The sequence below is a fragment of the Streptomyces sp. NPDC039462 genome, from assembly GCF_055639375.1.
This window is the reverse complement of the sequence record NZ_JBVKAO010000008.1, coordinates 277635-304164: the sequence shown is the minus strand read 5'-3', so window position 1 is coordinate 304164 and position 26530 is coordinate 277635. Positions and strand designations below refer to the sequence as shown.

Below are 26530 nucleotides of genomic sequence, written 5' to 3'. Positions count from 1 at the left end.
CGTGGGCGCGACCAGCCCAAGCGGACCCGCAGGCAAAGAGCCCTACCGCATGATCTCCCCCGCATTGACCAACAGCGACTGCCCCGTGATGGCCCGAGCCCGATCGGACGCAAGGAAGACCACCGCGTCCGCGACATCCCCGTCCGTCGCCAGATCCGGAAGCGCCATCCGGGAGACGAGCCGCCCCCGGACCTCCGCCTCGGAGACCCCCTCGCTCTGCGAGGCGAACCGCACGTACGCCTCCACCGGCGGCCCCCACATCCATCCCGGCAGCACCGTGTTGACCCGGATCCGGTCCGGGCCCACTTCCCGCGCCAGCGAGTACATCGCCGAGGTCAGCGCCCCCTTCGACGCCGCGTACGCGGCCTGCCGAACCTGTGAGGGCGCCGCGATCGCCGACTGCGTGCCGATGATGACCACCGAACCGCCCCGCCGCTCCCGGAGCGCGCCCAGGCAGGCACGCGTCATGCGCAGGGTGCCCAGCAGATTGACGTCGAGGACCTGCTGCCAGGTGACGAAGTCCGCGTCCTCCAGTCCGCCGAAGTGGCTGTCCCAGGCGGCGACATGGACCACCGCGTCGATCCCGCCGAACCGGTCGCGGGCCAGCGCCGCGAGAGCCTCGCACTGCCGCTCGTCGGTGATGTCCGTCGCCCGGTACGCGGTGTGCGCGCCCTCCGGGTCGACCTCCGCGGCGCACTTGGCGAGGTTCGCCTCCGTGCGCGCCCCGAGCACGGCGTTTCCGCCGTCGCGCACGACGGCCGCCGCGACCTGGTGGCCGAGCCCGGCGCCGACGCCCGAGACGACGACGGTCTTCCCTTCGAGGAGCGACGACGGCATGGGGCGCCTCCCGGCTCTGGCGGTTTTACTGACGGGGCGTCAGAGTATGGGCGCACGCCGGAGGACGGAAGAGAACGGAAGAGGTCCGAAGAGGAAGGCAGGGAGAGGCATGAGCGAGGAGACCCGGAGCGACGTCTACGCCGAGCTGGCCGCCGTCGGACCCTACGGCGTGCACCCGGGGCACGCCCTGATCACCATGGTCGAACCGCACCCGGGGCACGAGTTCGCGTACAACCGCTGGTACGAGGACGACCACTACTACGCCGGCGCGATGGCCATGCCCTGGATGTACGCGGGGCGCCGCTGGGTGGCCACGCGCGAGCTCCAGCTCCTGCGCTACCCCGCCAAGTCAGCGGTGGCCGAGCCGGTCACCGCGGGGTGCTACCTCTCCACGTACTGGGTGACGGACGGCCGCTACGACGACCACATGAAGTGGACCGTCGGCATCAACAAGCGGCTCAACCGCGACGGCCGGGTCTACCAGGACCGCACGCACGTCTTCACCGCCTTCCAGGACCACGAGGCGACCGTCTACCGGGACGGCGCGGCGGGACCGCGCGACTTCCACGCGCTCGACCATCCGTACCGCGGCCTCGTCCTCGAAGTCATCGACGCCGAAGGGCCGCAGGAGCGGGCCGAACTGCTGGAGTGGCTGCGGTCCCGGCACCTGCCGCGCGCCCTCGCCGGCTCGCCCGCCGCGATGGTCACGCTGTTCCGGCCGACGCCGCTGCCGGGGGACCGCATGACGTACGTGAAACAGGTCGAGGGCGTGGACACCCGGCTGACGCTGCTGTGGTTCCTGGCGGAGGACCCGCGGGAGTGCTGGGAGGCGCGCTTCACCGGGCGCGACGAGGCGGTGGCGGAGTCGGGGCTCGGGCGGGTGGAGCTGGTCGCGCCGTTCATTCCGACGGTGCCGGGCACGGACACCTACGTCGACGCGCTGCGCTGACGGGGTCCCGCACCGGAGCCCCGCGCCGGACCGGACGCGGACCGGACGCCGGCCGGGGGCAGAGCCGAGCCCCCTCGGCCGGGACGGCGGGCCAGTCGAGAGGGCTCACTGCGGAACTGCTGGTGCGGTACTGCTTGTGCGGTACTGCCTATGCGGTTGTTCCTTCTGGTGCTTCGCTGGTGTGCGCAGTCGTCTCACGCGAGCCCGGCAGCCCCCCGGCTCACCTCGCTGACGAACGCGTTCCACGACTCGGCGGGGAAGGCGAGGACCGGGCCCTCGACGACCTTGGAGTCGCGCACGGAGATGCCGTGCCGCACGGGGGACTTGACCTCGACGCACGCGCCGTTTCCGGTGGAGTAGGAGGACTTGACCCACGTGTGCGAAGTACCTTGCTGAATCGCCATGTTCGCTCCGGTTTTTCCAGTCGATGAGTAGCTGCCGCCGCAAACTCTGCGGTGGCGGCGCCAACGCTCTTGCTCGATGGCGTGAATGACGCTACTCGCCAACATCGTGGCGTGAAGGGATCGTTCACTCAACCGGATGGCATATTCCAGTGGGGTCTTACGCACCGGCCGGGCCAGGGTGTACCGTGCGGCGCTTCCCTCGAAAAAGCCCGGAAAACAGTGACCGCAGCCCTCAGCGGGCGTAGTCCTTCGCGATGTCCGCGATGAGCTGTCTGGACTGCTCCACGTTGAGCGCCTGGGCCCGCAGATGCTCGTACATGACGCTGTACTGCTGGACGTCGTTCGCCTTCTCCAGGTACAGGTCGCTGGTGACGCCCTCGATGTAGACGACGCTGGAGTCGGCGGCGTCCGGGAACTCCAGGATCGCGTACTGGCCGTTGAGCCCCGGGTGCGCGCCCATCTCGAAGGGGATCACCTGCACCGTCACGTGCGGCAGCTGGGACTGCTCGACGAGATGCTCCAGCTGGTCGCGCATCAGATGCCGGGAGCCGACGACGCGGCGCAGCGCCGACTCGTCGAGGACGGTCCACAGGCGCAGCGGATTGTCCGGCGCCGCGATGCGCTCCTGACGGCGCATGCGCACCTGGACGCGCTTCTCGATGTCGGTCGGCGTGGTCTCCGGGAGCGCGCCGGTGATCAGCGCCTCCGCGTACGCGCGGGTCTGGAGCAGACCGGGGACGACCTGCGGGTCGTACACGCGCAGGGACGCGGCGTCCGTCTCCAGGCCGATGTACACGCTGTAGGGGATGTCGCCGAAGGAGTGCCACCAGCCCTGCTGGCGCGAGTCCTTGGCCATCTGCATGAGCGAGTCGACGACCCGGTGGTCCTCCACCTCATAGACACCGCACAGGTCGCGGACGTCGCGCTGGCTGATCGAGCGGCGGCCGTTCTCCAGGCGGCTGATCTTCGACTGCGAGACGAGCAGGCGCTCGGCCACCTCCTCGGCCGTCATGCCCTTGAGCTCGCGGAGCCGACGGAGCTCCTGGCCCAACCGGCGTCGCCTGACAGTGGGATTGACATTGGACGCCACGGGACGTGCACCTCCGGCTTGCCTGCCTCTACTTTGCGTATCTACTGCTCAGCAGAGTGCCACCAACGAGGCCGGCACCGCTGGGAAACAGCGGATGATGCGAACGTGCGGGCGGATGTGCGAAGGGTGCGGCCCTGCGGCGCCGAAGACGTGCGGCCGCGCGGGGCGGTGGCACCGGGGTGTCGTCGTCCGGACGGTCCGGTGCCACTCCCCGCGCGGCTCAGCGGCTCCCGAACCGGGTCTGGGGGACTGCGGTGCGGCGCTGATACGGGTGGTGCTGAGCGGTTGCGCGATGGTGGTGCGTGGTGTCGTACTCGTGGTGCGCGTGACGGGACGGTGCCGAGCCGTGCTCAGTGAGCGACGGCGCGTGCCATGGATCCGCGGCGCGGCTGCATCGGCACCCCGCCGGGGTCCGCTGTCGCCCTGGCCGGTTGCCGGCCACCGCCCGGTCCCTGGGGACCCGCCGGTGCGGCGCTGCGGCGCGGCTGAGCCGCCACACCGTTCTGGACGTCCATCACGGCGTGCGCCACGAGGCCGCCCATGGGGTCGTGCCTGATGAGGTCCCGGAGCCGGGAGCGCGATGAACGCCCCTCGTTCCCCGGGTACAGATGCTTGCCGAGACCGACCGCGTGGGCCAGTGCGGCGAGCGCGGCGGTCCGCGGGTCCGGCGGTACACCGGTGCGGATCGCCGAATCGAGCCGGGACCTGATTTCCCGGCTGATGGCCGTCTCCGTCGCTTGGTAGCGCGTCGTCGGCAGCACCCCGCACATCTGGCCCGCCACGGCATGAACCATGCCGCACCGCTCCAGGTGCGAGAGGTACGTCTGGCGGAGCCCCAGTCGGGGCCCGCCGATCCAGTGGACCGCCCGGACCGGGCTGCCGCGCCTGCGCAGCAGTTCCAGTGCGGAGTCCAATGTCGGATCTCCGGTCGGCCGTGGCATCACCACGGCGATACGATCCCCGTCTGGGGCTATCCGTCCGGCCAGCGCCAGCTCCACTAGCTGTGCTCCGGCCAGACCGAGGTCGAGCGACTGCGGCTGCGCTGTGGTGCCCGTGGCCGGGTCCAAAGCGAGCAGCAGAAGCTCCTCCGGAATTGTTCTGCGGCTCCTGCCCATCCATGCCTCCCCGCGTGGATGAATGACAGGGTGACCCCTCTCACATTGGTCTGTCGAGAGCGCGTGGGCGGGATGTACGGGAACCAGTAGGTATGTCGTTCTCGTCTACCACGGGGGTTAAGCCCTCACACAGGACACTGGTACACGGTTCGGACACTGGCGTCCGGCCGGATTTGGCGCACGGTCAGCACACGGCAAGCATCAGTATCGGCAAACGGCATGGCGTACGAGGAGGCATCGGTGGCGGGCGAGACCCCCGACAGATCGAAGCAGCGGAAGTCGTCGGGGAACCCGACCGGGGCGGAGTCTTCCGAGCCGGCGCCGGAGGAACGCGACCCGCGTCTCGCGATCACCCGCGAGACGCCGCAGGTGCGGGAGGACCGGGCGACCGCCGTCTTCTCGACGAAGGACGTCGCCGAGGCGGCGGCCGGTTCCGACGGCTCCGACGACCCGGAGGAGAGCGACGGCCCCAAGGAAGCCCCGAAGGGCGAGGCGGAGGGCAAGGCGAACGGCGACGCGCGGCTGCGCAACGCGGTGGCGGCGTGGGTCGCGACCTCGGACGAGCCGGAGGGCGACGCGGAGTCGCGCCCCGAGCCGGCGGAGGAAGGTTCCGGCGAGACCGAAGCGGAAGCGGAAGCCGAAGCCGAACCGGAAGCCGCCGACGAGGCCGAGAAGGCCGACGAGCCCGACAAGGCCGACGTCTCGGAGCCCAAGACCGAGGCCGAGGCCGAAACCGCGGACGCCTCGGACGACGACGCCCCGGCCGGCGACACCCCGGACAAGGGCGACGACGCCCCCAAGTCCACCGGCGTCGACCAGGCGACGGCCGTCTTCAAGGCCCCCGGCAAGCCCGTCGACCAGCCCACCACCATGCTCAAGCTGGGCGACCACAAGGTACCCGAGAGCAAGGCCCCCGAGGGCAAGAGCAAGACCTCCGAGAGCGACAGCAAGACCCCCGAGGACAAGGCTGCAAAGGGAACTGCAAAGCCCGAGGCCGACGCCGAGCGGACCAGCAAGTTCGTCGCGCTGAAGCCGCTCGACGAGCCGTCCTCCCGCACCGCGCCCAAGGCGACCCCCAAGGCAGCCCCCAAGCCGGAGCCCGCCGCGAAGCCCGAGCCCAAGACGGGCAAGCCCGAACCCAAGGCGGGCAAGGGCGGCCCGAAGGACGCCCCGAAGTGGGCGTCCACCCCGGCGGCCGCCTCGGCGTCCGCCCCGGCATCGGCCTCCGCCCCGGCCGGCCCCTCGTCGCCCCCGTCGGCGGAGCGCACCACCCAGCAGCCCCTGCCCCCCAAGCCGCCCATCGACCTGCTCGCGGAGCTGACCAACACCCCGCCGCCGCCGGAGACGCCCGTCCGCACCGCCGTGCGCCGGGTCAAGATCTGGACGCCGCTGGTGCTGCTCCTCGTGGTCGTCTTTGCAGTCGTACAGGCCGTACGCCCGCTGCCGACGCCCACCCTGAAGCTCACCGCGCAGCAGTCCGTCTCCTTCGACGGCGGCAAGCCGAGCCTGCCGTGGCCGGCCGACGGCCAGGCCGCGATGGACGTCAACGGCATCGGCACGTTCGGCACCTCGGGCGACCAGAAGCCCGTGCCGATCGCGAGCATCGCCAAGGTCATGACGGTCTACCTCGTCCTGCGCGACCACCCGCTGAAGAAGGGTGAGGACGGCCCGAAGATCCCGGTCGACGCCGCCGCGCAGAAGCACTACGAGACCGGCAAGGCGGAGAACGAGTCCGTCGTCAAGGTCACCGAGGGCCAGAAGATCACCGAGTACGAGGCGCTGCAGGCGGTCATGCTGCCGTCCGCGAACAACATCGCCAAGCTGCTCGCCCGCTGGGACTCCAAGAGCGGCTCCGAGGACGCGTTCGTCGCGAAGATGAACAAGACCGCCAAGGAGCTGGGGATGAAGAACACCCACTACACGGACCCCAGCGGCCTCGACAAGACGACCGTCTCGACCGCCGAGGACCTGGTGAAGCTGGGCCGGGCCGCGATGGAGAACCCGGTCTTCAACGAGATCTCCCGCCAGCCCAGTTACAAGGACCTCAACGGCGACAAGCAGAACAACTTCTTCGGCCTCGTGCCGACCGTCGCCATCGGCATCAAGACCGGCACCACCACCGCGGCCGGCGGCAACATCCTCTTCGCCGCGGAGAAGAAGGTCGGCGGGGAGACGCAGACGATCATCGGCGCCGCCCTCGGCCAGTACGGGAAGAACGGCGTCGCCAACATCGACCAGGTCACCGGCGTCACCCGCAAGCTCATCGAGGCCGGTCAGGACGCCCTCACGGCCAAGACCATCGTGAAGAAGGGCGCCGTCGTCGGGCAGGTGGACGACGGTCTGGGCGGCACGACACCGCTCGTCGCCACCAAGGACGTCTCCGCGGTGGGCTGGTCCGGACTGACCGTGAAGCTGCGGCTCGACGACAACAAGGGCAAGTCCGTCCCGCACACGGCGAAGGCGGGCACCAAGGTCGGCGTGCTGAGCGTCGGCGACGGCAAGGGCGACGCCGTCGAGGTGCCGGTCGCGCTGCAGAAGGACCTCAGCGAACCGGGCTTCGGCGCGAAGCTGACCCGCGTCGGCTGAGACCGGCGCCGAGCACCGCGAGGGGAGGCCCGCCCCCGGGCCTCCCCTCGCGCGCGCGTGCTAGCGTCACAAGCTCGGGGGTGGTACGCCGGGGCGGAGGACGAGTGTTCCGGGACGAACTCTCGTCGGCACGAAACCCCGGGTACTCCGGATACAAGGACGACACGGGGAGAGCCTCCAGTGGCCACAGCGGAGCCGACGCGCGCCGACGACGCCGCCGCCGCGCCTGAGCAGGGCGGCGGCCGCCGCACCGGTGCGCGAATAAAGCTGCCGGCCCAGCGCCGGTCGCCCGAGAGCGGGCCCGACGCTCCGTGGCAGAAGCGTTTCCTGCGCCACCCGGTGACGATCACGACGATCGTCGCCGGTGTGCTGCACATCGTCTGGTTCTTCGTCTTCGCCAACAGCGGCGGCGACCTCGCGGCGCAGGACGCCTGGGCCGAGTTCGTCGGCAGGCACCCCGACTCGGCGTACAACCTCGCCTGGTACGGCGGCATGCACCCGGTGTCGTACAGCGTCGTCTCGCCGTACCTGATGTCGGTGCTCGGCGTACGGACGACGATGATGATCGCCGGCACCGTCTCCGCGGCGCTGCTCACGATGATCCTCATGCGCAGCCGGGCCGTGAAGCAGCTGTGGTGGCCCGTCGTCGCGGGTCTCTTCGCGCTGCTGTGCAACGCCGTGTCGGGCCGGGTGACCTACGGCCTCGGCCAGATGTTCGCGCTCATGGCGGTCGCCGCCGTCTTCTGCTGGCCGCACCGCTGGCGGTACAAGCGGTGGGCGAAGGCGCTGGTCGCCGCCCCGTTCGCGGCGCTCGCGACGATGGGCAGCCCGGTGGCCGGGCTCTTCGTCGGCCTCGTCGCCGTCGCGCTGTTCCTCAGCAAGCGCTACCCGGGCGCGTACGCGCTGGGCATCGCGCCGGCCGTCGTGGTGGGTCTCTCCGCGTGGCTCTTCCCGTTCTCCGGCACACAGCCCATGTCGTTCGGCTCGGCGTCGCTGCCGCTGATCAGCGCCGCCCTCGTCTACTTCCTCGTGCCGAAGCAGTGGAAGACCGTGCGGATCACCACCGCCGTGTACGCGGCGTTCGTGCTCGGCGTCTGGCTGATCAGCTCGCAGATCGGCTCCAACATCTCGCGCCTCGCGATGTGCTTCACGGGCGTCGCGCTGCTCGCCGCGCTGCCGTACACCGTGCCGAAGTCCCGCAAGTGGTACGTGATCATCGTGGCGTTCGTCGGCTTCACCGGCTGGATCGGTTTCAAGGCCGTCGACGACATCGTGCACACGCGCTCCGACGCCTCCTGGACGCGTGAGGTAGCCCCGCTGGTGAACGAGCTGAAGGAGCGGGGCGCGGCCAAGGGCCGCGTCGAGGTGGTGCCGGCCCGCAGCCACCGCGAGGCGTCCGCGCTCCCCGCGTACGTCCAGCTCGCGCGCGGCTGGAACCGGCAGGCCGACATGGAGCGCAACCCGCTCTTCTACGACGACACCCTCAACTCCGCGAACTACCACGAGTGGCTGCAGCGCTGGTCCGTGCATTACGTGGCGCTCCCCAAGGGCGAGCCCGACGGCGACGGCGGCAAGCGCGAGGCGCAGCTCATCACGGACGGGCTGCCGTATCTGAAGAAGGTGTGGGTCGACACCAACTGGCAGCTGTACGAGGTGATCGACCCGCGGCCGCTCGTCGAGCCGAACGCCGTCGTGGAGCGCGCCGAGCAGGGCGAGATGACGCTCCGCGTGGACAAGCCGGGCCGCATCCTGATCCGCATCCCGTACTCGCCGTGGCTGAGCGTCGTCGACGCCAAGGGCAAGGGCGTCGAGCGGCCCCAGGAGACCGAGGCGTCCAAGCGGCAGCGGGAGCTGAACGAGAAGCGCCCGAAGAAGTACGAGAACATCCACGGCTGTCTGGTGGAGGCCCGCGAGGACCAGGCCGGCGACAAGTGGGTCGAGCTGCTCGCCCCGAAGGCCGGCACCTACCGCCTCGGCTCGCCCTACCAGCTGCCCCGCGGCACGCCCTGCCCGGAGGAGCTGGCGCGCTGAGGCAGGCCCTCAGCCGCCCGGCGGCGCGCAGATCCCGGACTCGGGCAGCCGTCCCGGGCCCGCGTCCGCCGCGGCCTCCGTGCGCACGGTGTCCAGCTGGCCGAGGAGCTCGTCGAGACGGTCGCCCGACGGCTGTCTGAAGTACTGCAGGACGGCCCGGTGGAACGCGTCGCGGACGCCCGGCGGCATCACGTCGGAGGCGTCGAAGCAGAGCGTGCGGGCCTTGTCGGTGAGGATTTCCGCGATGCGCCGCCCGGTCGGGTCGGTCGGCTGGGGGTCGGTCGCGTCGGGGAAGAACGGCCGCAGCTCGGCCGCCGCCCCGGACCGCCACAGCGCGCGGGCCCGCTTGCTCGACAGGCGGTCGACGAGGGCGCGGGCCGCCGGTTCCCGGGTGAACACGGCGGCCATGTCGCCCGCCACCTCATAGGCGCCGTCGTACGCGGGACTGCCGCCGAGGAAGCCCGCCGCCGGGTCGACGCGGACCCGTTCGTCCGCGTACACGTAGCGGATGAAGGCGCTCTGGTGCTCGTGCGTGCAGCGGGGCCGGAAGGAGTCGAGGAGCCCGCGCGGGCCGCCCGCGCCCTTGCCGTCGCCCTCCGCCGGGTCGGCCGTCCCCTCGTACGACGTGGTCAGCGACCGGTCGATCGACGTCTTGGAGCGGTCGCCGAGGAGCTTCGCCCACGTCGTCCACGCCCTGCGGACCCGCGGATCGCGCCAGCTGAGGCGCCCGACGGCCCACTCCGTGTACGTCGCGGGGCCCGCCTGGTGCAGCAGGATGTCCTCGACCCAGTCGGTGCCCGGCCAGCCCGAGGTGGCCTGCGAGGCGAGGCCCACGCACCATTCGGGGGCCTCGGCCGGCCGGCCCTCCTTGCTCCACACCAGGCTCTTGAGGTCGACCTTCAGCGGCACCCAGTAGGTGCGGCGCATGCCGTTCACGTCGAGGCGCGGGGCCCAGGGCGGGTAGGCGCGGGCGGTGGCGGCGCGGTCGAGGGGGGTGAGGCGGTTGGCGCGGGCGTACTCGGTGAGTTCCCCGATGCTGTTGAGGATCGCGACGTCCGGCGGGTCGCCCGCCTCCAGCTGGGCGACGAGCGTCTCCCGCAGGGAACGGGTGCCTTGGTAGGTGTACGTGCGGCCCGTGCCGTCGTCGAGCCGGTGCAGCATCGACTCGAACGCGTCGCCCTCGGGACCGGTCCAGGGACCGAGCACGACGAGCGTCTCGGGCCGCGTGCCGCCGCAGGCCCCGGCGGTGACGGCCGTGACGGCGAGCAGGCAGGCCGCGACGCAGGCGCGGAGCACGGGGTGCGGGCGGCTCGTGCGGCGGCTCATGCGGCGGCTCATGCGGTGGCTCCTGAGCGGGAGATGAGGACGTACTCGCGGCGGTAGGCGTAGAGCGTGCCGCCCATGAGGGCCGCGCAGAGCAGGCCGGTGGGCGTCACCCACGGCGCGGCCCCGTCCAGCGAGGAGAGGCGGCCCTCGGCCAGGTCGTGCCGGACGCGCTCCTCCAGGACCTGGATCAGCAGGGGGTGGCGCTCGCCGAAGGGCTTCTCGTCGATGGTCGACTCGACCGCGGGCGACGTACGGGCGGACAGCTCGTCCGCCGTGGACACCACGCGCTGCTGCGCCCGGTGGGCGAGCACGGCGTCGGCCGTCAGGAACGGCAGCGCGAGCAGCGGCACGGCCGCGGCAAGGAGCGGGACGCTGACGTGCAGGCGCAGCCGGTGGCGCAGGAACAGCTGGGTGCGCCACAGGCCGACGGCGAGCAGGGCGAGGGCGAGCGCGGCGACGGCGGCCGCGGCGAGCACGCCGCCGCCGAGCGCCGCCCGGTCCGCGAGCCTGCCGCGCAGCCGGTCCTCCAGGGTCGAGATGCGGTCCACGACCGCCGTCGCGTCGGAGTCCGAGCCGGTGTCGGGGCGGCAGGGCGGATAGCCGTCCGCCGCCGTCTCCTTGGCGGGCCCGGGGGTGGAGCAGAGCATGCTGCGGGCGTACGAGAGTCCGGCGTCGCGCAGCGCGGGGTCGCCGACGTTGTTCTGGGCGAAGGTGATCCAGTTGCCGTAGTCGACGACGAGCCCGGAGACGACGTCGAGCTCCTGGCGTTCCGCGGTGGTCAGGGCGCCGCTGCGGGCCACCAGGTTGAGGCGCTGCACGGCCCGGGTGGTGCGCGTGCTGTACCGCTTGCTGAGCCCGCCGAGCCGCACCGCCTCCCCGGCGCGCAGGCTCTCCTCGGCCTCGCGGTCGGCGATCCGCAGCGACGTCTCGGCCTCGGCGAGCCCGACGAGCGCGGGCGCGAAACTGTCCCTCAGCTCCGCCGACCCCGCCCGCACGTCCCCGTACGCCCACCCGAACGCGACGGCCACGACGACGGTGAGCACCGGCAGCGCGACGAGCCGCTCCCGCAAGTAGGCCCGGTTACGCGGCCGTTCGGTGAGCGGCGCGGGCCACAGGTGGCGGCGCAGCGCGCGCAGCAGCTCGCCGACGAGCGGCGGGGCGGTGCGTGCGGTGCGTGCGGTGGTGGCGTGTGCGGGGGTGGTCATCGGGGGCCGCCGGGGAGGACCGTCGTGCTCGACTGGATGCGGGCCGCCTCCACGTCGAACTTGGTGATGCGGTCACGGAGTTCGACCGCGCCCCGGGCCGGGTCGCGGACGCGGACGAGGCGGCGCAGGTGGTCCTGCATGGCGGTGTCGCCCGTCTCGACGGCGAGCCGCCAGGCCGTGCCGAGCAGGGTCTCGGCCGCCGCGCGCCTGCCGTGCTTCAGCTCGGCGCAGGCCTCCTCAAAGGTGCGGTGCAGCTCCTCCTCGTGCCGGTAGTGGGCGACCTGCGGGTCGAGGCGGCTGTAGAGGTCGGCGTCGTCGGTCCAGCACATCAGCACCGGCTGGGGTGCGGGGAGCCGCAGGCCGGCGGGCGGTGCGGTGTCCGTGTCCACTTCCACCTCCGTCAGCAGGAGCTCCTTGCCGGTCCTGGCGGGGTCGTAGGGCACGCCGACGCAGAGCAGATAGGCGCGGGTCTCCTCGCCGCACGGGCCGATGTCGTACTCCTCGACGGGCCCGCCCGCGCCCGTCCCGACGCCGGACAGGTCGACGTGGTCGGGGCTGAGCGCGACCCGCGTCGGGTGGACCTGCTCGAAGGAGTGCGGGCGCACCCCGGCGCGGTGGTAGAGGCGCAGCCGGAGGCCGGTGATGTCGCGGTCGGCGGCCCGCCCGGTGAGCGAGGCCAGCTCGTCCGGCAGCCGCGTCAGGTCCGCCACGGCCCGGGTCCGGCCGCCCAGCGCCCGCGCGATGAGGAGGAGTTCCTCGGTCTCCCAGGCGTCCCCGATGCCCACGACGTCGCACGCGAAGGCCCGCGCGCACCGCTCGACGCGCTCGTGCAGCTCCGCGCGCGTCTCGTAGCCGGGTTCGTTCTTGCCGTCGGTGAGCAGCAGCGCGTGGCGTACGTACCCGCCGGCGTCCGGGGCGGGCAGCTCGCGGAAGAGCTGGCGGGCGCGCTCCAGCCAGGTGCCCATCGCGGTGCCGCCGCCCGGGGTGCAGTCGTGCAGGGCGGCTTCGGCGGCGGCCCGCGACTCGGCGTGCGCGACGGCGAGGCCGGGCCGTCGAGGGTAGATCATCGCGGTCCTGTCGCCGCCCGCGACCAGGGCGAACAGCGAGCCGTCGGGGATGCGGGCCAGCGCGCTGACGGCGGCGGCGCGGGCGGCGGCGAGACGGCTCGGCGGCATCACCATCGAGGAGGAGTGGTCGATGAGCAGCACCTCGGCGAGCCGTGGCCCGCCCGCGCCGACGGCACCGGCCGCACCGGCCCCCAAGCCTGCACCCGCCCCCGCGCCTGCACCCGCCCCCTCGACCGCACCCGCCCCCTCCGCCGCGTCAGCCGTACCGGCCGCCGGATGCCGCACCGTCGCGGCCCCCGGTGCCTTCGCGGCGCCCGGCGTCTTCGCCGCCCCCGGCCTGCGCACCGTCACCGTGAGGACGGCGTACATCCGCGCCGCCTCCTCCGCGTCCGGGGTGCGGGGCCGGGGCAGCTCGACGACCTGGCTCACCTCCAGGCCGACCGAGGCGGCCACTTCCTGATCTTCTTGCCCAGCCATGGGGTGTCCTTGCCGAATCGTGAGTGCCGGAAGCCGAAGGGACGTACCGCGTAGGCGCGGTCGAGGAGGATCTCGGCGAGCGGTATGCCGGTGCCGTCGTCCGCGGCCGGCGCGTCCCGGGCGGCCTGGTGGGCGAGGCCGCGGTAGAAGCGGGACAGGTCGGTGCGCAGGTCCCGTTCCTCCGCCGGGAATTCGAGCAGCGGGTCGGCGTGCGCGGCGACGGCGCGCAGCTCGGCGGCGGTCATGCGGGGCCCGCCCCGCTCCGTCCCGCCGCCGCTGCCGGTGCCCGCGCCGAGGAGGCGGTGCGCCGCGCCCCACACCTCCGCCTTCATCCGCAGGCGGGACTGTTCGTCGGTCAGGCCGTGCGCGGAGAAGAGCTGGGCGAGGGCCCGCACCGCCGAGGCCAGGCCGTCGGCGTCCCGCGCGTGGTCGACGCGGATGCGCACGGCGGCCGTCCGGGCCGCGGTGCGGTGCCGGGAGTGCTGGGGCACCGCGTCCAGCGCGGCGATGGCGTCCCTGAGGGCGTCGGGCCCGCCGAGGGCGAGCCGCGCCCGGACCGCGCCGAACGCCGCGCTGCCCAGCGACGGGTTGCGCAGCCGCACGGCCTCGTAGAAGGACAGGGCCTCGTGCAGCCGCCCGAGGCGTTCGGCGCAGTAGCCGAGGGCCAGTTTCGGCGCGTACTCGCCGGGGATCGCGGCGTAGACGCGGTCGAAGTGGCCGCGGGCCTCCGGCACCCGGGAGCGGGCCAGCGCGAGGAGCCCCCGGTGCCAGTCGAGCCGCCAGTCGTGCGGGGCGTGCGCGGACCCTATGGCGTCCTCGGCAAGCGCGAGGGCGGTCTCGGCACCGGTGAGCGCCCCGCCGTCCGTGCGGGGCGCCAGCCGCAGCCGCAGCCTGCACCGCAGCAGGTGCACCTCGGGGGAGTCCCGCCAGTCGCCGGTGTGCTGGAGCAGCGCCTCGGGGTCGTCGTCGCTGAGCCTGCTGAGCTCGCCGTGGTGGTCGTCGTCCGGGTCGGGGCGCGGCACCGGAAGGCGCCGGGCGACCTCGGGCGGGGCGGGCGCGGGGTGCCGGGGCGCCGACGGCGGGGCCGCCCAGTGCGACACGTCGGGGGCGGCGCCGAGCCCGCCGTCGAGCGCGTACGGGGACTGGAGGAAGAGCGGCGACGGCTCGAAGGTCTCGGCGCCGGTCCGCAGGGACCGCAGCTCGCGGAACACGCCGCGCAGTTGCTCGTCCATCTCGCGGGCCGTGGCGAAGCGTCCGGCGCGTGCGGTGCGGGTGGCGCGGTGCAGGGCCCTGGCGAGGGAGACCAGGCCGAGGCCGCGGTGGTTCCCGGTGGCGTGGTGTCCGGCCGCGTCGGCGCCGGGGGCCTCGTTCAGCGGGTCGAGTGCCGCCAGGTCTGCCAGGTCGTGGCGGGTGGCGCCGAGGCCGCACAGAGTGCGCAGCGTCTCACCGAGGCTGAACAGGTCGTCCTGCGGCTGCGATTCGCCGTGCGGGCCGACGCTGGGGGCGCGGTAGAGGGCGGTGGTGAGGCCGGGCGCGCCCGCGCGGCGCACGCTGCCGACGTCGACGAGTTTGGTGGTGGAGCCGTCGTGCATGACGTTCGGCGGCTTCAGGTCGCCGTACACCTTGCCGCGCTCGGGGGCGTGCAGATGGGCGAGCGCGGCCAGGATCCGTACGCCGTACGCGAGCACGAACTCCAGGAAGCGCTCGTCCCCGAACTCCTCGGGGTGCTCGTGCGCGCGGGCCCGCACCTCTTCGAGGTTGAGCCCGTCGACGTACTGGAGGACGAGGAAGTCGCCCACCCCGGCGTGGTGCCCGTAGTTGAACACGCGGATGAACCCGTCGTGGTTGAGCTCGACCAGTTCCTTGCGCTCGCCCCTGAGGAGGCTGTACGAGTCCGCGGCGAGCTCGGCGTGCAGCATCTTCACGGCGACGGCGCGGTCGTCGACCTTGGTGTCGTGGGCCAGGCAGACCTCGCCCATCCCGCCGTAGCCGAGCGGCCGTACGAGGCGGTACTGCCCGGCGAGCAGCGTGCCGGGCGGCAGCGGCAGCCCACTCAGGGCGGGCGTGTCCGTGCTGTCCGTGCCGTCCGCGCTGTCCGCCCGGTCCAGGAGGGTGATCTCCGGCAGGACCGTGGGGTCGGGATGCTCCGGCGGCAGGACGACACGGGCGGGGCGCGGCGGGGGTGCGGCGACGCCCGGGTCGACGATCCACTCCTGGGAGGACTCACCGGCACCGGACGGCTCCCGCTCCGCGGCCGGATGCGGCGCCGGGCGTGAGGGCCGGAGCGACGCCGGGCGTGGCCGCGGCAGGGGAGACGAGTGCAGGCCGGTCTCCGGGTCGACGCGCTCGCCGCTGGCCAGGCAGTAGCCGGTCGGCGTGACGGTGCCCGCGCAGCCGGGGTGCGGGCAGGACTTGACCGGCGTCACGCGTCACCGTCCGCCTCGGCGAGGCGCCGTACCACCCGTGCGAACGCCGTCACCGCCCGTTCGGCGTCGGCCAGCGGGCAGGGCCCCGCCATCAGGAGCTGCTGCGCCTCGCGGTAGGGCCCGACGGCGTCGGGGTGCTCGGCGAGGCCGCGCCGGGCGAGCCGCGCCAGGTGGTCCTTGAGCAGCCCGCGCAGCCGCAGATGCTCGTCCAGTACGCCGCGCAGCTCGCTCTCGGCCCGCTCGGCCCGCAACAGGTAGGTGTCCACGGCCTGTTCGGCGTACGACAGCTTCTCCAGGAGGCGCGGGCCGCCCCGCCCGGTCAGCGGCCGCAGTTCGTTGCTGAGCTGCACCGTCCACAGCGCGGCCCGCGCGGCGTACCCGGTGGCGACCGGCGGGTCGACGACGTGCGGCTCGACGCGGTGGAAGAGGCGCCGGGCGCTGCGCTCGGTGTCGGCGAGGGCGTCGACGCGGGTGCCGAGCCGCTGCAGCCACTGCGCGGCGCGCTCGGCGGGCAGCAGCTTCTCCGCGAGGGCGTAGGTGAAGCCGTGCGTGCTGGAGCGCACCACGAGCAGCAGCCGGGCGCCGGAGTCGGCAAGATCACCGAGTACGCGGGCCGCGGTGGCGGGTTCGGTGGCGGACCGGTCGGCGTAGAGGACGGCGACGGCGGGGCGCCGCCGCGGGGCCGTGTGCCGGCGTGCCGCGTGCCGCAGCTCGTGCCGCAGTACGGCGAGGGCCTCGCGCAGCTCCGGCTGGCCGGGGTCCTCCAGGGCGGCGCCCTCCAGGTCGAGGACGAGCCCGATGCTGCCGACCCGGGGGGCGATACCGGCACGCGACAGGAGCGAGTCGCCGTCCGCGCCCACCTCGACGGGCTGGACGGCCAGTTGGGGGGACTGTTCGCGGTCGGCCATGTTCAGGACGACGTACAGGGCCTGGCGTGCCCGGTCGTCGTCCTCGGCGATGAAGAGGACCTCGGTGTCCCAGGCGTCCGCGTCGCCGTTCAGCCAGCGGGTGACGGTGCGCTGCAGGCCGTGCGGGCGGGCCGTGCGGGCCGCGTCCGCCGAGACGACGCGGTGGCCGGGGATGGCGTGCGGCCCGGTCACGTACCGCTCGGCGAACCGCCGGAAGTACTTGGCGACCGTCGCCGCCGGGATCATGTACCCGTGCTCGCCGCGCTCGTCGGCCTGCGCCAGGATGCCGAGCAGCCGGTCGGTGCCCTCCTCCCGCACGCCCGCCCCGCTGAACCCGCCCCGCAGCCGCTGCCCGGACCCGGCCTCCGCCCCGGCTCCCGTGAGGTCGATCTGCACCCGCTCGTCGCCCTGCCCGCCGGGCCCCCGGCAGGCGCCGGTGAGCCACTGGCCGCCCGACTGGTACTCGGGGAACCCGTCGATGAGGACCGTGGCGCCCCGGTAGTCGAGCGTGCGGTGCAGGGTGACCGGCGAGGGCACGGGCGCGGGCTGGTCAAGGACGAGCACCGCGAGGTCGCCCTGCGCCTTGCCGAAGGAGGGCACCCAGTGCCCGGCCTCCACGGTCGCGGTGCGGTGCGGGGTCCTGGCCAGGCCCTGGAGCAGCGGGAACTCGACTCGCACGCGGTCGGGCCGCAGCCCCGTCGCCGGGTCGCGGATCACATGGGCGCAGGTGAGCACCCGGTCGGTGCCGAACAGCACCCCGGCGCCCAGCACGTCACCGCTGCCCGAGGCCGCCCACTGTCTCAGCCGGACCCGCCAACTCGAATGATCGAGCGGAGAGTTGACCCCGTCGGCGGCGGATACCGCATCCCCCTCCATGCTTCCTCAGAATAGGCGCGGTGCACGCCGATGACTCCTGCGCTGCATGGGGAGGTAGTGGGAGGGCCGCGCACACGCGGAGCGCGAACGGAGCGCGCGCGGCCGCCACCCGCCGGCTATCCCCGGTACTCCCGCCAGATCCGCGGCGGAAGAACGCTGCCGCGCTGCGACTTCGCCCCGCCGACGCCCGACATCGGCAGCAGCCGCGGCTCGCCGGGCCGCACCCGGAACATCGTCACCGCCGTCGACAGGTCATCGGTGAAGCCCGTGAACCAGGCCGACCTGAGGCGGTCCTGGTCGCCGGTGCGGCCCGCCGCGACGTTCAGCCCCAGCTTCTTGCCGCCCGTCCGCAGCGCGTCGGTGACCTCCTGTGCCACCTGCGGGTCCAGCGCGCGCCGGGACGACGGCGGGGCGAGCCCGGGCAGCGCCTCGCCGTCCTTCACGACCTTCGTCACGGAGTAGGGGTCGCGCTGCACGCCGTCGTTCGCGAACGTCCCGTAAGCGGACGCCATCCGGATCGCGCTGGGCGTCGACGTGCCGATGGAGAACGTCGGCTCCAGGCGGGCCATGCTGTGGCGCAGCAGCCCGGCGGCGACGGCCGTCCGCCGGACCGTGTCCCGGCCCACGTCGCCGCCGAGGCGTACGTACGTCGCGTTGCCGCCCGACACCAGGGCCTCGCGGAGGGTGGGACGGTCGGGATCGGGGAGCCCGGCGGCCGGGTGCAGGGTGCCGTCGGCGGCGTAGCGGCTGTCGGCCAGGACGTTCTGCCGTACGCCGGGCGCGCGGCCCTTCAGGTGGGCCTCGGCGACCGGCCGCTCGTCCCGCACCGACACCCCGTGCTGCAACGCGGCGGCCAGCACGAACGGCTTGAACGCCGAGCCCACCGGCACCCCCGACGTGTCGGCGTTGTTGGTGAAGTGCTCGGTCGCGTCGGGCCCGCCGTACAGCGCGACGACCGCCCCGTCCGAGGGCCGCACGGACGCGGCGCCGACCTGCACGTGCCGTTCGGCCGGGCGCCTCTTCGGGTCGAGGTCGCGGTCGAGGACGCGCCCCACGGCCCGCTCCAGGCGGCGCACCTCGTCCTTGTCGAAGGTGGTGTGGATCTCGTGGCCGCCGCGGGCCAGCTCCTCGTCGGTGAGGCCGGTGTGCTGTTTGACGTACCGGTTCGCGATGTCGACGAGGTAACCGGTCTGGCCGCCGAGACTGGTGGAGCGCGACTGGCGGCGCGGCTCGGGGAAGGTGCGGTACTTCGCCCGCTCCTTCTTGCTCATCAGCCCCACCTCGACCTGCCGGTCGAGGATCCACGCCCAGCGCTGCCGCGCCCGCTCGTGGTTGGCGGCGCCGACCGAGGGGTCGTACAGCTCGGCGCCCTTCAGCAGGGCGGCGAGGAGAGCACCCTGGCTGGGATTCAGCTTCTTGGCGGGGATGCCGTAGTAGGCGTGGGCGGCGGCCTCGATCCCGTTGGCCCCCCGCCCGAACCAGCTGGTGTTGAGATACCCCTTGAGGATCTCCTCCTTCTCCTTCACGCGGTCCACCTTCAGCGCGATCACGAACTCCTTGACCTTCCGCGTGACCGTCTGGTCCTGCGAGAGGTAGGTGTTCTTCACGTACTGCTGGGTGATGGTGGAGCCGCCCTGCGTCTCCTTGCCGCGCACCATGTTGACGACGGCGCGGGCCAGGCCCTTGGGGGAGACGCCGGAGTCCTCGTAGAAGGTCTCGTTCTCGGCGGCGATCACCGCCTCGACGGCGGACGGCGCGATCTGGTCCAGCTCCACGTTCTGCCGGTTGACCTCGCCGGTGCTGACCATCTGGGTGCCGTCGGACCAGTAGTAGACGTTGGCCTCGCGGCGGGCCGCCGCGTTCTCGTCGGGGATGTCCACGCTGACGTACACGCAGATGAAGAGCACGGCGACCGAGGTGACGAAGAGCGCGAAAAGGGCGAGGAGTTGCCGCCAGGAAGGGAGCCAGCGGCGGACGCCGCTCCGGCCGGCGCGCGGGTAGTCCACGAGCCGCCGCCGGCCGCGGCGGCGCGACTTCTTCCCCTGAGCATGTGTACCCATGCCGGGGGAGAGTGCGCCGCACGCGGTCGGGTTGGCCCGGAGCCTGTTTGCGGTACGTAACAGTCCGCCGCGGGGAGGCGGGCGGGGTCAGCGGACCTTCGTCAGGTTCCCCTTGTCCTGGAGGGTCGCGATCCCGCGCGCCCACAGGGAGTTGACCCGCTGGCGCTCCGTGGCGTTCGGAGTCGCGTTGGTGCAGGACGGGCCGGGTCCGCCGCCGGACATCAGCTCGCTGCACGGGCCCCGGTAGTTGTCCGGCAGACCGAGCACGTGACCCGTCTCGTGGGACGTCACGCGCGTGGAGTTGTACTGCTGGTTCTGCCGGTAGTCCAGGAAGATGTAGCCGTGCCCGCGCCCGTCGGTGTAGGCGTACGAGCCGCGCGAGTCATTGCCCTCGCGGTACTCGAAGTCGGCGCCCGACGTGGTCTCCTGCAACTGCACGTTGCTGACCGAGGAGTTCCATATCCGGGTGCTCTGGGCTATCTGGCTGCGGAAGCTCGGCGCCCGGCTCGTGCTGTACCGGACGGTGACGGCCTGGATGCCCGGCTCCGCCGCCTGCCTCTTCAGCGCCGACTTCATGACGGCCTCGAAGAACTGGCGGTTGGCGGCCTGGTCCTCGGCCGAACCGGCGTACGTGGAGAGGGAGTACGCGGAGGTGGGCTTGACGGTCTCGGGGGCCGGGGCCGCGAGAGCCGTGGGGGCGGCGGCGAGGGAGGCCACGAGGGCGGCGGCGCCGAGGGTGGCGAGGAGACCGGTTCTGGATCTGTTCATGGGGGTGTGTCCCTTCCGGGATGGAGGCCTGCGGGTGCGGCCTCCGGTCGGGACGAGTATCGGGAGCGCGGGCGCGTTCGGACCGATGCCATTCGGTGATAGCGCGAAAGCATCAACCGACCGGACCGGCGGTTTGTATCGCGCGCTTGTCGCTTGTACGGGCTCCGCTACCTCACGCGCCTGATGCGGTGGACGTCCCGTACGCACAGGTTGAGGAGCGTGGCGGCGACGATGATCCCCGTACAGACCAGGAGCACGGACCGCCCGGCGAACACGGGCGAGACGAGCGCGACGACGAGATAGCCGAGCGGGATCGCGAGCCGCTCGCCGACCTGGTTGAAGGAGCTCATCCGGCCCAACTCCGCGTCCGGCACGTGCTGCTGGAACGCCGTCACCCAGGCGACGCCCGCGACATCCAGGGCGATGCCCGCGAGCACGGCGGAGAGCAGCAGCCAGGGCAGCGGCAGCCCGAACGCGAGCCCCGCCAGCGGCAGCGCGAGCCCCGCGCTGGCCCCGACGGCCACGGTGAGCAGGCGGTCCGGCCTCCACCGCAGACACACCACGGCTCCCGCGAGCAGCCCCAGCGAGAACGCGCCCTGGATGAACCCCCAGGTGCGCGCCCCCTCGTACTCCTGCTCGACGACGACGGGCCCGAGCAGCTGATAGCCCGCCAGCCAGGCGGCGACGAGCACCGTCCCCGCGGCCGTGTACGTCCACAGCCAGGTCCGCGACCAGAAGCCCGACCAGCCCTCCCGCAGATCGGCGAGCGCGCCGGTCTGCGTGACCGGGGCGCCGAGCCGCAGCCCGAGCAACAGCAGCGCGGCGACGGCGAACGTGACCGCGTCGAAGCCGAGCGCCCAGGCCGGCCCGCTCACCGCGACGACGAGCCCGCCGGCCACGGGACCGACCACCTTGACGGCGTTGGTGGGCAGCCGCAGCAGGGCGTTGGCCCGCTGCAGCTGGTCCGGCGCGACGAGCTGCGTCACCACGCCCTGCGCGGCGGGCGTGGTGAACGCCACCGCGACCCCCGAGACGAAGCCACAGGCGGCGATCGCCCCGGTGCTCGCGTGCCCGGAGCCCACGACGAGGGCGAGGACGCCCTGCGCGGCCGCGGCGAGGAGATTGCCGAGGAACAGCAGCCGACTGCGCGAAAGACGGTCGGCGAGGACACCGCCGACGAGCAGGAAGACCACGGTCGGCACGGTGTTGGTGGCCAGCACGAGACCGAGCGCCCCGGCCCCGCCGCCCGCGCCGATCACCGCGTACGCGAGGGCGAGCGGGGCCATCGCGGAGCCGGCGGCGGAGACGAGCTGCGCGAGGACGAAGCGGCGGAAGGCGGGGAGGCGGAGGGGAGAGGGCGTGGGTCTGGGTGTGGGGGTGGGGGTGGTCTGGGTGGTGGTCATGGTTCCCCCGGTCCCGTGGTGGTGCGGCTGGCCCGGCGGGCAGCTTAGGCGGTGGGGGTGCCGCCGCGGCCTGGCGGGAGCCGGTGGCGGCTGATCAAAGGGCGGGGTGTGTACGGGAATTAGCGGCGGGGGCGATGAATTGCTGTTGATGCGGCACTTCGGTGCCGTGCGTGCGCCCTGTCACGTCACCACGCTCTCCTGGGAGGCCACCATGCCCGAGACCCCCGCACCCGCCACCGCCACCGCACCTGCGTCCGCCACTGTCCCCGCCTTCGACCCGCGTGAGCTGCTCGCCGAGTCGCGGCTCGGCGTACTCGCCACGATCAAGGCGGACGGCCGCCCGCAGCTCTCGCCCGTCATGCCCTTCTACGACAGGGAGGCGGGGGTCCTCCACGTATCGATGACAGAGGGCCGGGCGAAGACGGCGAACCTGCGCAGGGACCCGCGGGCCACGCTGGAGGTCACCGGACCCGACGGCCGCTCCTGGGCCACCGCCGAGGGCACGGCGACCCTCACGGGCCCGGGCACCGACCCCGATGGGCCCGAGGTGGAGGCGCTGGTGCGCTACTACCGCGTCGCGGCAGGGGAGCACCCCGACTGGGACGAGTACCGCGCGACGATGGTGGCCGACCGCCGGGTGCTCATGACGATGACGGTCGACCACGTGTACGGTGAGCGGCTCGGCTGAGCCGGCTCGTCAGTGGCCTCGCGGGGTCACGGTCATGCGGATGTCGTCGGCGGCCCACAGCACGAACCGCTCGACGGGCGTCACCTCGTGCCCCGGAGCGAGCCGGAAGCGGAACCGCTTGAGCAGGACGGCGAGGATCAGCTCGGCCTCGACCATGGCGAGCCCGGCGCCCTCGCAGCTGCGCGGCCCGATCCCGAACGGGATGTAGGCCAGCCGGGCCCGCTTCGCCACCGCATCCGGGGCGAACCGCTCGGGGTCGAACTTCTCGGGCTCGGGCCAGTGGTCCGGGTTCATGTGCACGGCCCAGAAGGGGTAGAAGAGGGTGGTCCCGGCCGGGATCTCGTACGCGCCCAGACGCAGCGCTTCCGTCGTCTCCCGGGCCCCGTACGGCCCGGGCGGATAGAGCCGCATCGCCTCCTTCAGCACCATGTCCAGATACGTGAGCCGCCGCAGGTCGGTGTAGTCGGGCGCGGACCGGTCACCGAGAACACGGTCCAGCTCCCCGGCGACGCGCTCGGCGACCTCCGGGTGGCGCCCCAGCAGGTACAGCGTCCAGGAGACGGCGACTCCGGTGGTGTGGTGGGCGGCCAGCAGGGTCACCATGACGGTGTCGCGGATGCGGGCGGGGGCTGTGCCGGAGTCGATGAGGGCGCGGATCAGGTCGCTGCGGTCGCTTTTGTCATCCGGGGTGCTCGGGGTCGGCCCGCGGCCGGCCTGATGCGTGGCGACGACGCGGTCGACGGTGTCACGCAGGTACGCCAGTGCGCGGTCGGCCCGCGCCGCGCTCTCCTCCTGCTCGTCCCCGGCGACGCGGTAGATCCGCCCGAGGTGCTCGGTGAGCACGTCCTCGAACGCGCCCATGACCTTCTCCGGGTCGACGACCAGCCCTCCACCGGCACCTTCACCGGTGCCGCCCACCCCCAGCGCGTACGCACAGATCATCCGCAACGACAGCCCGGTCAGATCCTTCTGCAACGCAACGGTCGACGCGCCGCGCGTCACCCCCGCCGCCCCCACCGTCCCTGCCGCCCACTGGTCGGCGAGCCCCTCCACCAGCGAGACGAACTCCCCGAAGTGCCGCTCGTGGGAGGGCCGCCCGGCGAACACCTCCAACAGCACGCGCCGCCAGGGCCCGTGCTCCTCCGCCCCGATGACCTGAAGGTTCCCGGCCTCGCACAGGGGCGCCAGAAACTCGAACAACGGTGCGGGCCGCTCGTCGATCCGGGCGGTGGCCTCCAGCAGCACCGGATCGGCGACGGACACGGCGGCCCCCACGCCCGGCAGTTGAAACCGCACCACGGGCCCGTACTCGGCGTGCAGCCACAGCTGATAGAGGTGCAGCCCTCCGGCGGCCGTGATGGCCCCGGCCCCACCGTCATCGGACCACTCGGGCCCAGGAATGCGCATGGCGGTACCTCCTCGACGCTGCTGCCCTCAGGGCAACGAACGGCGGAGGCACGACGCCCGCACGTTTCCGGCCAGGTCCGGGCGGGACGGGGACGCGACAGGGCCCCCACCCGGCTCTCACGCCGGAGGGGGCCCTGGGTCATGACTGGGGCAAGCCCTAGTCCATCACCAGGTCGCCGAACTCGGTCTCGGCGTTCTCGACGACGCTGGTGACCAGGTTGTGGTCGTTGCCGATGCCGTAGTCGCCGTCGTCCTCGTTGGCGGCGGCGGCTCCCGCGCCACCCAGGACGGCGAAGGCGGCAAGAGCAGTGGCAGCGACAGCAGTGCGGATACGCATGTGTTGCCTCTCTGAGAGGTGTGAAAGGGGACATTACGGGCTTCCCCGCAATGTGGCGGGAAGCAATCCCCTCAAGCCCCAAATCATCCGAACGGCCGCTGCGACCGAAGGGGGCGCTTTTTCCTCTGTTGCTGCTGATACTGCGGGCTATGAACTTAGGTATTGCCCGTGTGCAGACACACGGGATACACAACTCGGGGTCGGCATAGCGTGGTTACTGACATAGGGGGGCCTCAGTCCATGCTGACCAACTCCGTGATCCTGGTCGTCGACGACCACAAGGACACCCTGTTCGCGCTGGAGAGCGCGTTGGGCCCTCTCGGCTATCCGCTGGTGAGCGTCTCGAACGGCGACGACGCGCTCCGGGTGATCCTGCGGGGCAACGTAGGGCTCATCCTGCTCGACGTGCGCATGCCGGGCGTGAGCGGCCTCGACGTCGCGCGCTACGTACGCCGTCTGGAGCAGACGCGTTCCATCCCCATCATCCTGCTGACCGGCTTCGACGTGAGCCGCGAGACGGCCGCCGCGGCGTTCCACCTGGGCGTGGCCGACGTGGCCCTCAAGCCCATCGATCCCCTGACCCTGCGTACCAAGGTCCGCTACCTCTTCGAGACGTACGGGCAGCTGAAGTCGATGCAGCGGGAAATAGACGAACTCCGGGCCCAGCTGAAGGCCGGCACCACCAAGCCGTCGACCGACGGCCACTCCGAACGCCGCCGTTCCCGGACCCGCGGACCGGAAGCCTGAACGACACCGCCCGCCTCCGTACCGAAAAGCACCCCCGGGGGGAACCGGCGCTCGGCCCAACCGGCGCCCGGCGAGCCACAACGACGGGTTGTACGTGCCTAGGGTGAACCACGTGGACACCGAGGCACTGCGAACCTTCGTCCGGGCGGCCGAGCTCGGACGGCTGCAGCACGCGGCCGACGAGCTGGGCGTGACGCAGCAGGCCGTCTCCAAGCGGATCGCGGCGTTGGAGCGCGAACTCGCGGTCCGTCTCTTCACCCGTACCGCCAGAGGAGTGGAGCCGACGCCCGAAGGCCAGGCGTTCCTGCCCCATGCCCGGAGCATCGTCGCGGCCGTGGAACGCGCCCTCACCTCCATCAGGCCGGGCTCCCGGGCCCTTCGGGTGGACGTGCTCGGCCTGCGCAGCGCACAGGCCGTGATCCTGCACGACTACTGGCGCTCGCACCCCGGGACCAACCTCGACGTGGTGACCCTCCGCACGGACGACCCGCGCACGGCGGCCGCCGCCGTCGCGGCGGGCGACATCGACGCCTCGTTCCGTACGGTCATCGACCCGGACGCCCTGCCGCCCGACGTACGGATGATCCACGCGTTCGACTCCCCGCTGGAACTGCTCGTCGGCCCGCGACATCCGCTCGCCGCCGCACGGAGCCTGACGCCTCGACAGCTGCGCGGGCACCGGATCTGGGTGCCGGGCATCGCGCGGGGAAGCGAATGGGCGGACTTCTACGACCAGCTCGCCACGGAGTTCGACCTGCGCGTCGACGCGGCGGGCCCGCACTTCGGAGACGAAGTCCTCCTGGACACGCTGGCGGACTCCGCCGACCTGGCCACGCTGGTCGGCGCCCGCGACCGCTACACCTGGCCGCCGACCCACGACCTGTGCCGCATCCCGATCAAGAACCCGACGCTCGCGTACCCGCTCTCCTTGCTCCTCCCCACCACGAACCCCCACCCGGGCGTCCGAGGTCTCATGACACACCTCGGCACCCTCCCGGCCCTCCCCGCCCCGACCTGGCGCCCGTCCTGGGCCCTGCCCCTCCCAGAAGGCTGATCACGCCATGCCCGCCAACCACCTGATGCGCATTCACAGCCCCGAGTTCCGGGCCATGGCCGACCGGGTCCTACGGGCCACCGAACTGACGTCCCGCCTGAACGTCCTCCCCTTCGAGGACGAGGCGGGCAAGGCGACCCTGTTCCGCCAGATCCTGGGCAAACCCCTGCCACCAAGAACGACGATCTACCCACCCTTCTACACGGACCACGGCCTCAACCTGCACCTCGCGGAACGCGTCTTCATCAACCAGAACTGCACGTTCCTGGACTACGCCGGCATCCGCATCGCCGAACGCGTGATGATCGGCCCCAAGGCCACCTTCATCACGGTCGGCCACCCGGTCGACCCCGACGCCCGCCGCACCTGGCTGACCGGCGCCCCCATCGACATCGCAGAAAACGCCTGGATCGGCGCCGGCGCGACAATCCTCCCCGGCGTCACGATTGGCCACGACGCAGTAATCGCCGCGGGAGCGGTCGTAACGGAGGACGTCCCCCCGGCCACCCTGATAACAGGCGAAAAGGCGACACCGCGCCGCCAGTGGTGAGGAACCGCGACACACGGCCCCGGCCGGTCATGAGAAGACGCACAAGCGCCGCGCCAAGCAACTGCCAAGGCGAAAGCCAAGTCGGAGAGTGGCCTCTCCGGAGCGAGCGCCATGAGGCCCTCACAAGGCTGACGACCCTGTAACCAGGGTGAGTTGCGGCACGCGAGCGTTTGCGGCACCATCGCTGGCCAGGCCGGATAGGCGGCCTGTCCCGGCACT

Annotated in this window: 21 protein-coding genes; 7 read left to right on the top strand and 14 right to left on the bottom strand. The window is 72.6% G+C overall.

Annotated features, from left to right (window positions below; genetic code table 11):
• Window positions 1-42: 42 nt before the first annotated feature.
• Window positions 43-837, bottom strand: a complete 795-nt coding sequence (locus ACZ7LU_RS34575) for an SDR family oxidoreductase (protein WP_471918990.1) — start codon at window positions 835-837, stop codon at window positions 43-45.
• Window positions 838-946: 109 nt separating this feature from the next.
• Between ACZ7LU_RS34575 and ACZ7LU_RS34570 the strand changes: the two genes are divergently transcribed.
• Window positions 947-1786 (top strand): hypothetical protein, encoded by an 840-nt coding sequence (locus ACZ7LU_RS34570; protein WP_471918989.1) that lies wholly within the window; start codon window positions 947-949, stop codon window positions 1784-1786.
• Between the two features lie 194 nt (window positions 1787-1980).
• On the opposite strand, the gene ACZ7LU_RS34565 is transcribed toward ACZ7LU_RS34570, so the two are convergent.
• The 3 genes from ACZ7LU_RS34565 to ACZ7LU_RS34555 all read right to left on the bottom strand — a co-directional run bounded on the left by ACZ7LU_RS34565 (window position 1981) and on the right by ACZ7LU_RS34555 (window position 4395).
• Window positions 1981-2190 carry a DUF397 domain-containing protein gene (locus tag ACZ7LU_RS34565; protein WP_398303242.1) on the bottom strand — a complete coding sequence of 70 codons (210 nt, stop codon included), beginning with the start codon at window positions 2188-2190 and terminating at the stop codon, window positions 1981-1983.
• Window positions 2191-2422: 232 nt separating this feature from the next.
• Complete coding sequence (locus tag ACZ7LU_RS34560) at window positions 2423-3280, bottom strand: helix-turn-helix domain-containing protein (RefSeq protein WP_468555665.1); 858 nt, start codon at window positions 3278-3280, stop codon at window positions 2423-2425.
• 350 nt (window positions 3281-3630) lie between these two features.
• Window positions 3631-4395: a GOLPH3/VPS74 family protein gene (locus ACZ7LU_RS34555; RefSeq protein ID WP_362999208.1), complete on the bottom strand. Its 765-nt coding sequence runs from the start codon at window positions 4393-4395 to the stop codon at window positions 3631-3633.
• 219 nt (window positions 4396-4614) lie between these two features.
• Here ACZ7LU_RS34555 and ACZ7LU_RS34550 point away from each other — a divergent pair, with 219 nt between their 5' ends.
• Both ACZ7LU_RS34550 and ACZ7LU_RS34545 read left to right on the top strand, forming a co-directional pair.
• Window positions 4615-6981, top strand: a complete 2367-nt coding sequence (locus ACZ7LU_RS34550; protein WP_471918988.1) for a D-alanyl-D-alanine carboxypeptidase — start codon at window positions 4615-4617, stop codon at window positions 6979-6981.
• Window positions 6982-7161: 180 nt separating this feature from the next.
• Window positions 7162-9012 carry an MFS transporter gene (locus ACZ7LU_RS34545; protein ID WP_398303247.1) on the top strand — a complete coding sequence of 617 codons (1851 nt, stop codon included), beginning with the start codon at window positions 7162-7164 and terminating at the stop codon, window positions 9010-9012.
• Window positions 9013-9021: 9 nt separating this feature from the next.
• Here the strand turns inward: ACZ7LU_RS34545 and ACZ7LU_RS34540 are convergent, their stop codons facing one another.
• The 8 genes from ACZ7LU_RS34540 to ACZ7LU_RS34505 form a co-directional block, all read right to left on the bottom strand.
• Complete coding sequence (locus tag ACZ7LU_RS34540; protein WP_471918987.1) at window positions 9022-10350, bottom strand: extracellular solute-binding protein; 1329 nt, start codon at window positions 10348-10350, stop codon at window positions 9022-9024.
• Window positions 10347-11543 carry a hypothetical protein gene (locus tag ACZ7LU_RS34535; RefSeq protein ID WP_471918986.1) on the bottom strand — a complete coding sequence of 399 codons (1197 nt, stop codon included), beginning with the start codon at window positions 11541-11543 and terminating at the stop codon, window positions 10347-10349. The genes ACZ7LU_RS34540 and ACZ7LU_RS34535 overlap by 4 nt, the downstream gene beginning before the upstream one ends.
• Window positions 11540-13087: a VWA domain-containing protein gene (locus ACZ7LU_RS34530; protein ID WP_471918985.1), complete on the bottom strand. Its 1548-nt coding sequence runs from the start codon at window positions 13085-13087 to the stop codon at window positions 11540-11542. The genes ACZ7LU_RS34535 and ACZ7LU_RS34530 overlap by 4 nt, the downstream gene beginning before the upstream one ends.
• Entirely contained in the window at window positions 13036-15513 is a 2478-nt protein-coding gene (locus ACZ7LU_RS34525; protein ID WP_471918984.1) for a tetratricopeptide repeat protein, read from the bottom strand. The genes ACZ7LU_RS34530 and ACZ7LU_RS34525 overlap by 52 nt, the downstream gene beginning before the upstream one ends.
• Window positions 15510-17297: a trypsin-like peptidase domain-containing protein gene (locus tag ACZ7LU_RS34520; RefSeq protein ID WP_471918983.1), complete on the bottom strand. Its 1788-nt coding sequence runs from the start codon at window positions 17295-17297 to the stop codon at window positions 15510-15512. The genes ACZ7LU_RS34525 and ACZ7LU_RS34520 overlap by 4 nt, the downstream gene beginning before the upstream one ends.
• Before the next feature lie 116 nt (window positions 17298-17413).
• Complete coding sequence (locus ACZ7LU_RS34515) at window positions 17414-19357, bottom strand: transglycosylase domain-containing protein (RefSeq protein WP_471918982.1); 1944 nt, start codon at window positions 19355-19357, stop codon at window positions 17414-17416.
• Between the two features lie 87 nt (window positions 19358-19444).
• A complete protein-coding gene (gene snpA, locus ACZ7LU_RS34510) occupies window positions 19445-20125 on the bottom strand; it encodes a snapalysin (RefSeq protein WP_468087130.1) in 681 nt (226 codons plus the stop codon).
• A gap of 167 nt (window positions 20126-20292) precedes the next feature.
• Window positions 20293-21528: an MFS transporter gene (locus ACZ7LU_RS34505; RefSeq protein WP_471918981.1), complete on the bottom strand. Its 1236-nt coding sequence runs from the start codon at window positions 21526-21528 to the stop codon at window positions 20293-20295.
• A gap of 211 nt (window positions 21529-21739) precedes the next feature.
• Here ACZ7LU_RS34505 and ACZ7LU_RS34500 point away from each other — a divergent pair, with 211 nt between their 5' ends.
• A complete protein-coding gene (locus ACZ7LU_RS34500) occupies window positions 21740-22216 on the top strand; it encodes a PPOX class F420-dependent oxidoreductase (protein ID WP_471918980.1) in 477 nt (158 codons plus the stop codon).
• Window positions 22217-22225: 9 nt separating this feature from the next.
• On the opposite strand, the gene ACZ7LU_RS34495 is transcribed toward ACZ7LU_RS34500, so the two are convergent.
• Both ACZ7LU_RS34495 and ACZ7LU_RS34490 read right to left on the bottom strand, forming a co-directional pair.
• Window positions 22226-23623, bottom strand: a complete 1398-nt coding sequence (locus tag ACZ7LU_RS34495; RefSeq protein WP_471918979.1) for a cytochrome P450 — start codon at window positions 23621-23623, stop codon at window positions 22226-22228.
• 157 nt (window positions 23624-23780) lie between these two features.
• Window positions 23781-23960: a hypothetical protein gene (locus ACZ7LU_RS34490; RefSeq protein WP_398303268.1), complete on the bottom strand. Its 180-nt coding sequence runs from the start codon at window positions 23958-23960 to the stop codon at window positions 23781-23783.
• Window positions 23961-24200: 240 nt separating this feature from the next.
• On the opposite strand from ACZ7LU_RS34490, the gene ACZ7LU_RS34485 reads away from it, so the two are divergent.
• The 3 genes from ACZ7LU_RS34485 to ACZ7LU_RS34475 all read left to right on the top strand — a co-directional run bounded on the left by ACZ7LU_RS34485 (window position 24201) and on the right by ACZ7LU_RS34475 (window position 26311).
• Window positions 24201-24707, top strand: a complete 507-nt coding sequence (locus ACZ7LU_RS34485) for a response regulator (RefSeq protein ID WP_468087138.1) — start codon at window positions 24201-24203, stop codon at window positions 24705-24707.
• 112 nt (window positions 24708-24819) lie between these two features.
• A complete protein-coding gene (locus ACZ7LU_RS34480) occupies window positions 24820-25761 on the top strand; it encodes a LysR family transcriptional regulator (protein WP_471918978.1) in 942 nt (313 codons plus the stop codon).
• Between the two features lie 7 nt (window positions 25762-25768).
• Window positions 25769-26311, top strand: a complete 543-nt coding sequence (locus ACZ7LU_RS34475) for a sugar O-acetyltransferase (RefSeq protein ID WP_471918977.1) — start codon at window positions 25769-25771, stop codon at window positions 26309-26311.
• The last annotated feature ends 219 nt before the right edge of the window (window positions 26312-26530 follow it).

Excerpts from the sequence above, each read along its gene's own strand:
- ACZ7LU_RS34515 (WP_471918982.1), bottom strand. The coding sequence starts at position 19,357 with ATGGGTACACATGCTCAGGGGAAGAAGTCGCGCCGCCGCGGCCGGCGG.
- ACZ7LU_RS34550 (WP_471918988.1), top strand. The coding sequence starts at position 4,615 with ATGGCGTACGAGGAGGCATCGGTGGCGGGCGAGACCCCCGACAGATCG.
- ACZ7LU_RS34575 (WP_471918990.1), bottom strand. The coding sequence starts at position 837 with ATGCCGTCGTCGCTCCTCGAAGGGAAGACCGTCGTCGTCTCGGGCGTC.
- ACZ7LU_RS34495 (WP_471918979.1), bottom strand. The coding sequence starts at position 23,623 with ATGCGCATTCCTGGGCCCGAGTGGTCCGATGACGGTGGGGCCGGGGCC.
- ACZ7LU_RS34520 (WP_471918983.1), bottom strand. The coding sequence starts at position 17,297 with ATGGAGGGGGATGCGGTATCCGCCGCCGACGGGGTCAACTCTCCGCTC.
- ACZ7LU_RS34530 (WP_471918985.1), bottom strand. The coding sequence starts at position 13,087 with ATGGCTGGGCAAGAAGATCAGGAAGTGGCCGCCTCGGTCGGCCTGGAG.
- ACZ7LU_RS34540 (WP_471918987.1), bottom strand. The coding sequence starts at position 10,350 with ATGAGCCGCCGCATGAGCCGCCGCACGAGCCGCCCGCACCCCGTGCTC.
- snpA (WP_468087130.1), bottom strand. The coding sequence starts at position 20,125 with ATGAACAGATCCAGAACCGGTCTCCTCGCCACCCTCGGCGCCGCCGCC.
- ACZ7LU_RS34535 (WP_471918986.1), bottom strand. The coding sequence starts at position 11,543 with ATGACCACCCCCGCACACGCCACCACCGCACGCACCGCACGCACCGCC.
- ACZ7LU_RS34490 (WP_398303268.1), bottom strand. The coding sequence starts at position 23,960 with ATGCGTATCCGCACTGCTGTCGCTGCCACTGCTCTTGCCGCCTTCGCC.
- ACZ7LU_RS34555 (WP_362999208.1), bottom strand. The coding sequence starts at position 4,395 with ATGGGCAGGAGCCGCAGAACAATTCCGGAGGAGCTTCTGCTGCTCGCT.
- ACZ7LU_RS34500 (WP_471918980.1), top strand. The coding sequence starts at position 21,740 with ATGCCCGAGACCCCCGCACCCGCCACCGCCACCGCACCTGCGTCCGCC.
- ACZ7LU_RS34485 (WP_468087138.1), top strand. The coding sequence starts at position 24,201 with ATGCTGACCAACTCCGTGATCCTGGTCGTCGACGACCACAAGGACACC.
- ACZ7LU_RS34565 (WP_398303242.1), bottom strand. The coding sequence starts at position 2,190 with ATGGCGATTCAGCAAGGTACTTCGCACACGTGGGTCAAGTCCTCCTAC.
- ACZ7LU_RS34570 (WP_471918989.1), top strand. The coding sequence starts at position 947 with ATGAGCGAGGAGACCCGGAGCGACGTCTACGCCGAGCTGGCCGCCGTC.
- ACZ7LU_RS34475 (WP_471918977.1), top strand. The coding sequence starts at position 25,769 with ATGCCCGCCAACCACCTGATGCGCATTCACAGCCCCGAGTTCCGGGCC.
- ACZ7LU_RS34505 (WP_471918981.1), bottom strand. The coding sequence starts at position 21,528 with ATGACCACCACCCAGACCACCCCCACCCCCACACCCAGACCCACGCCC.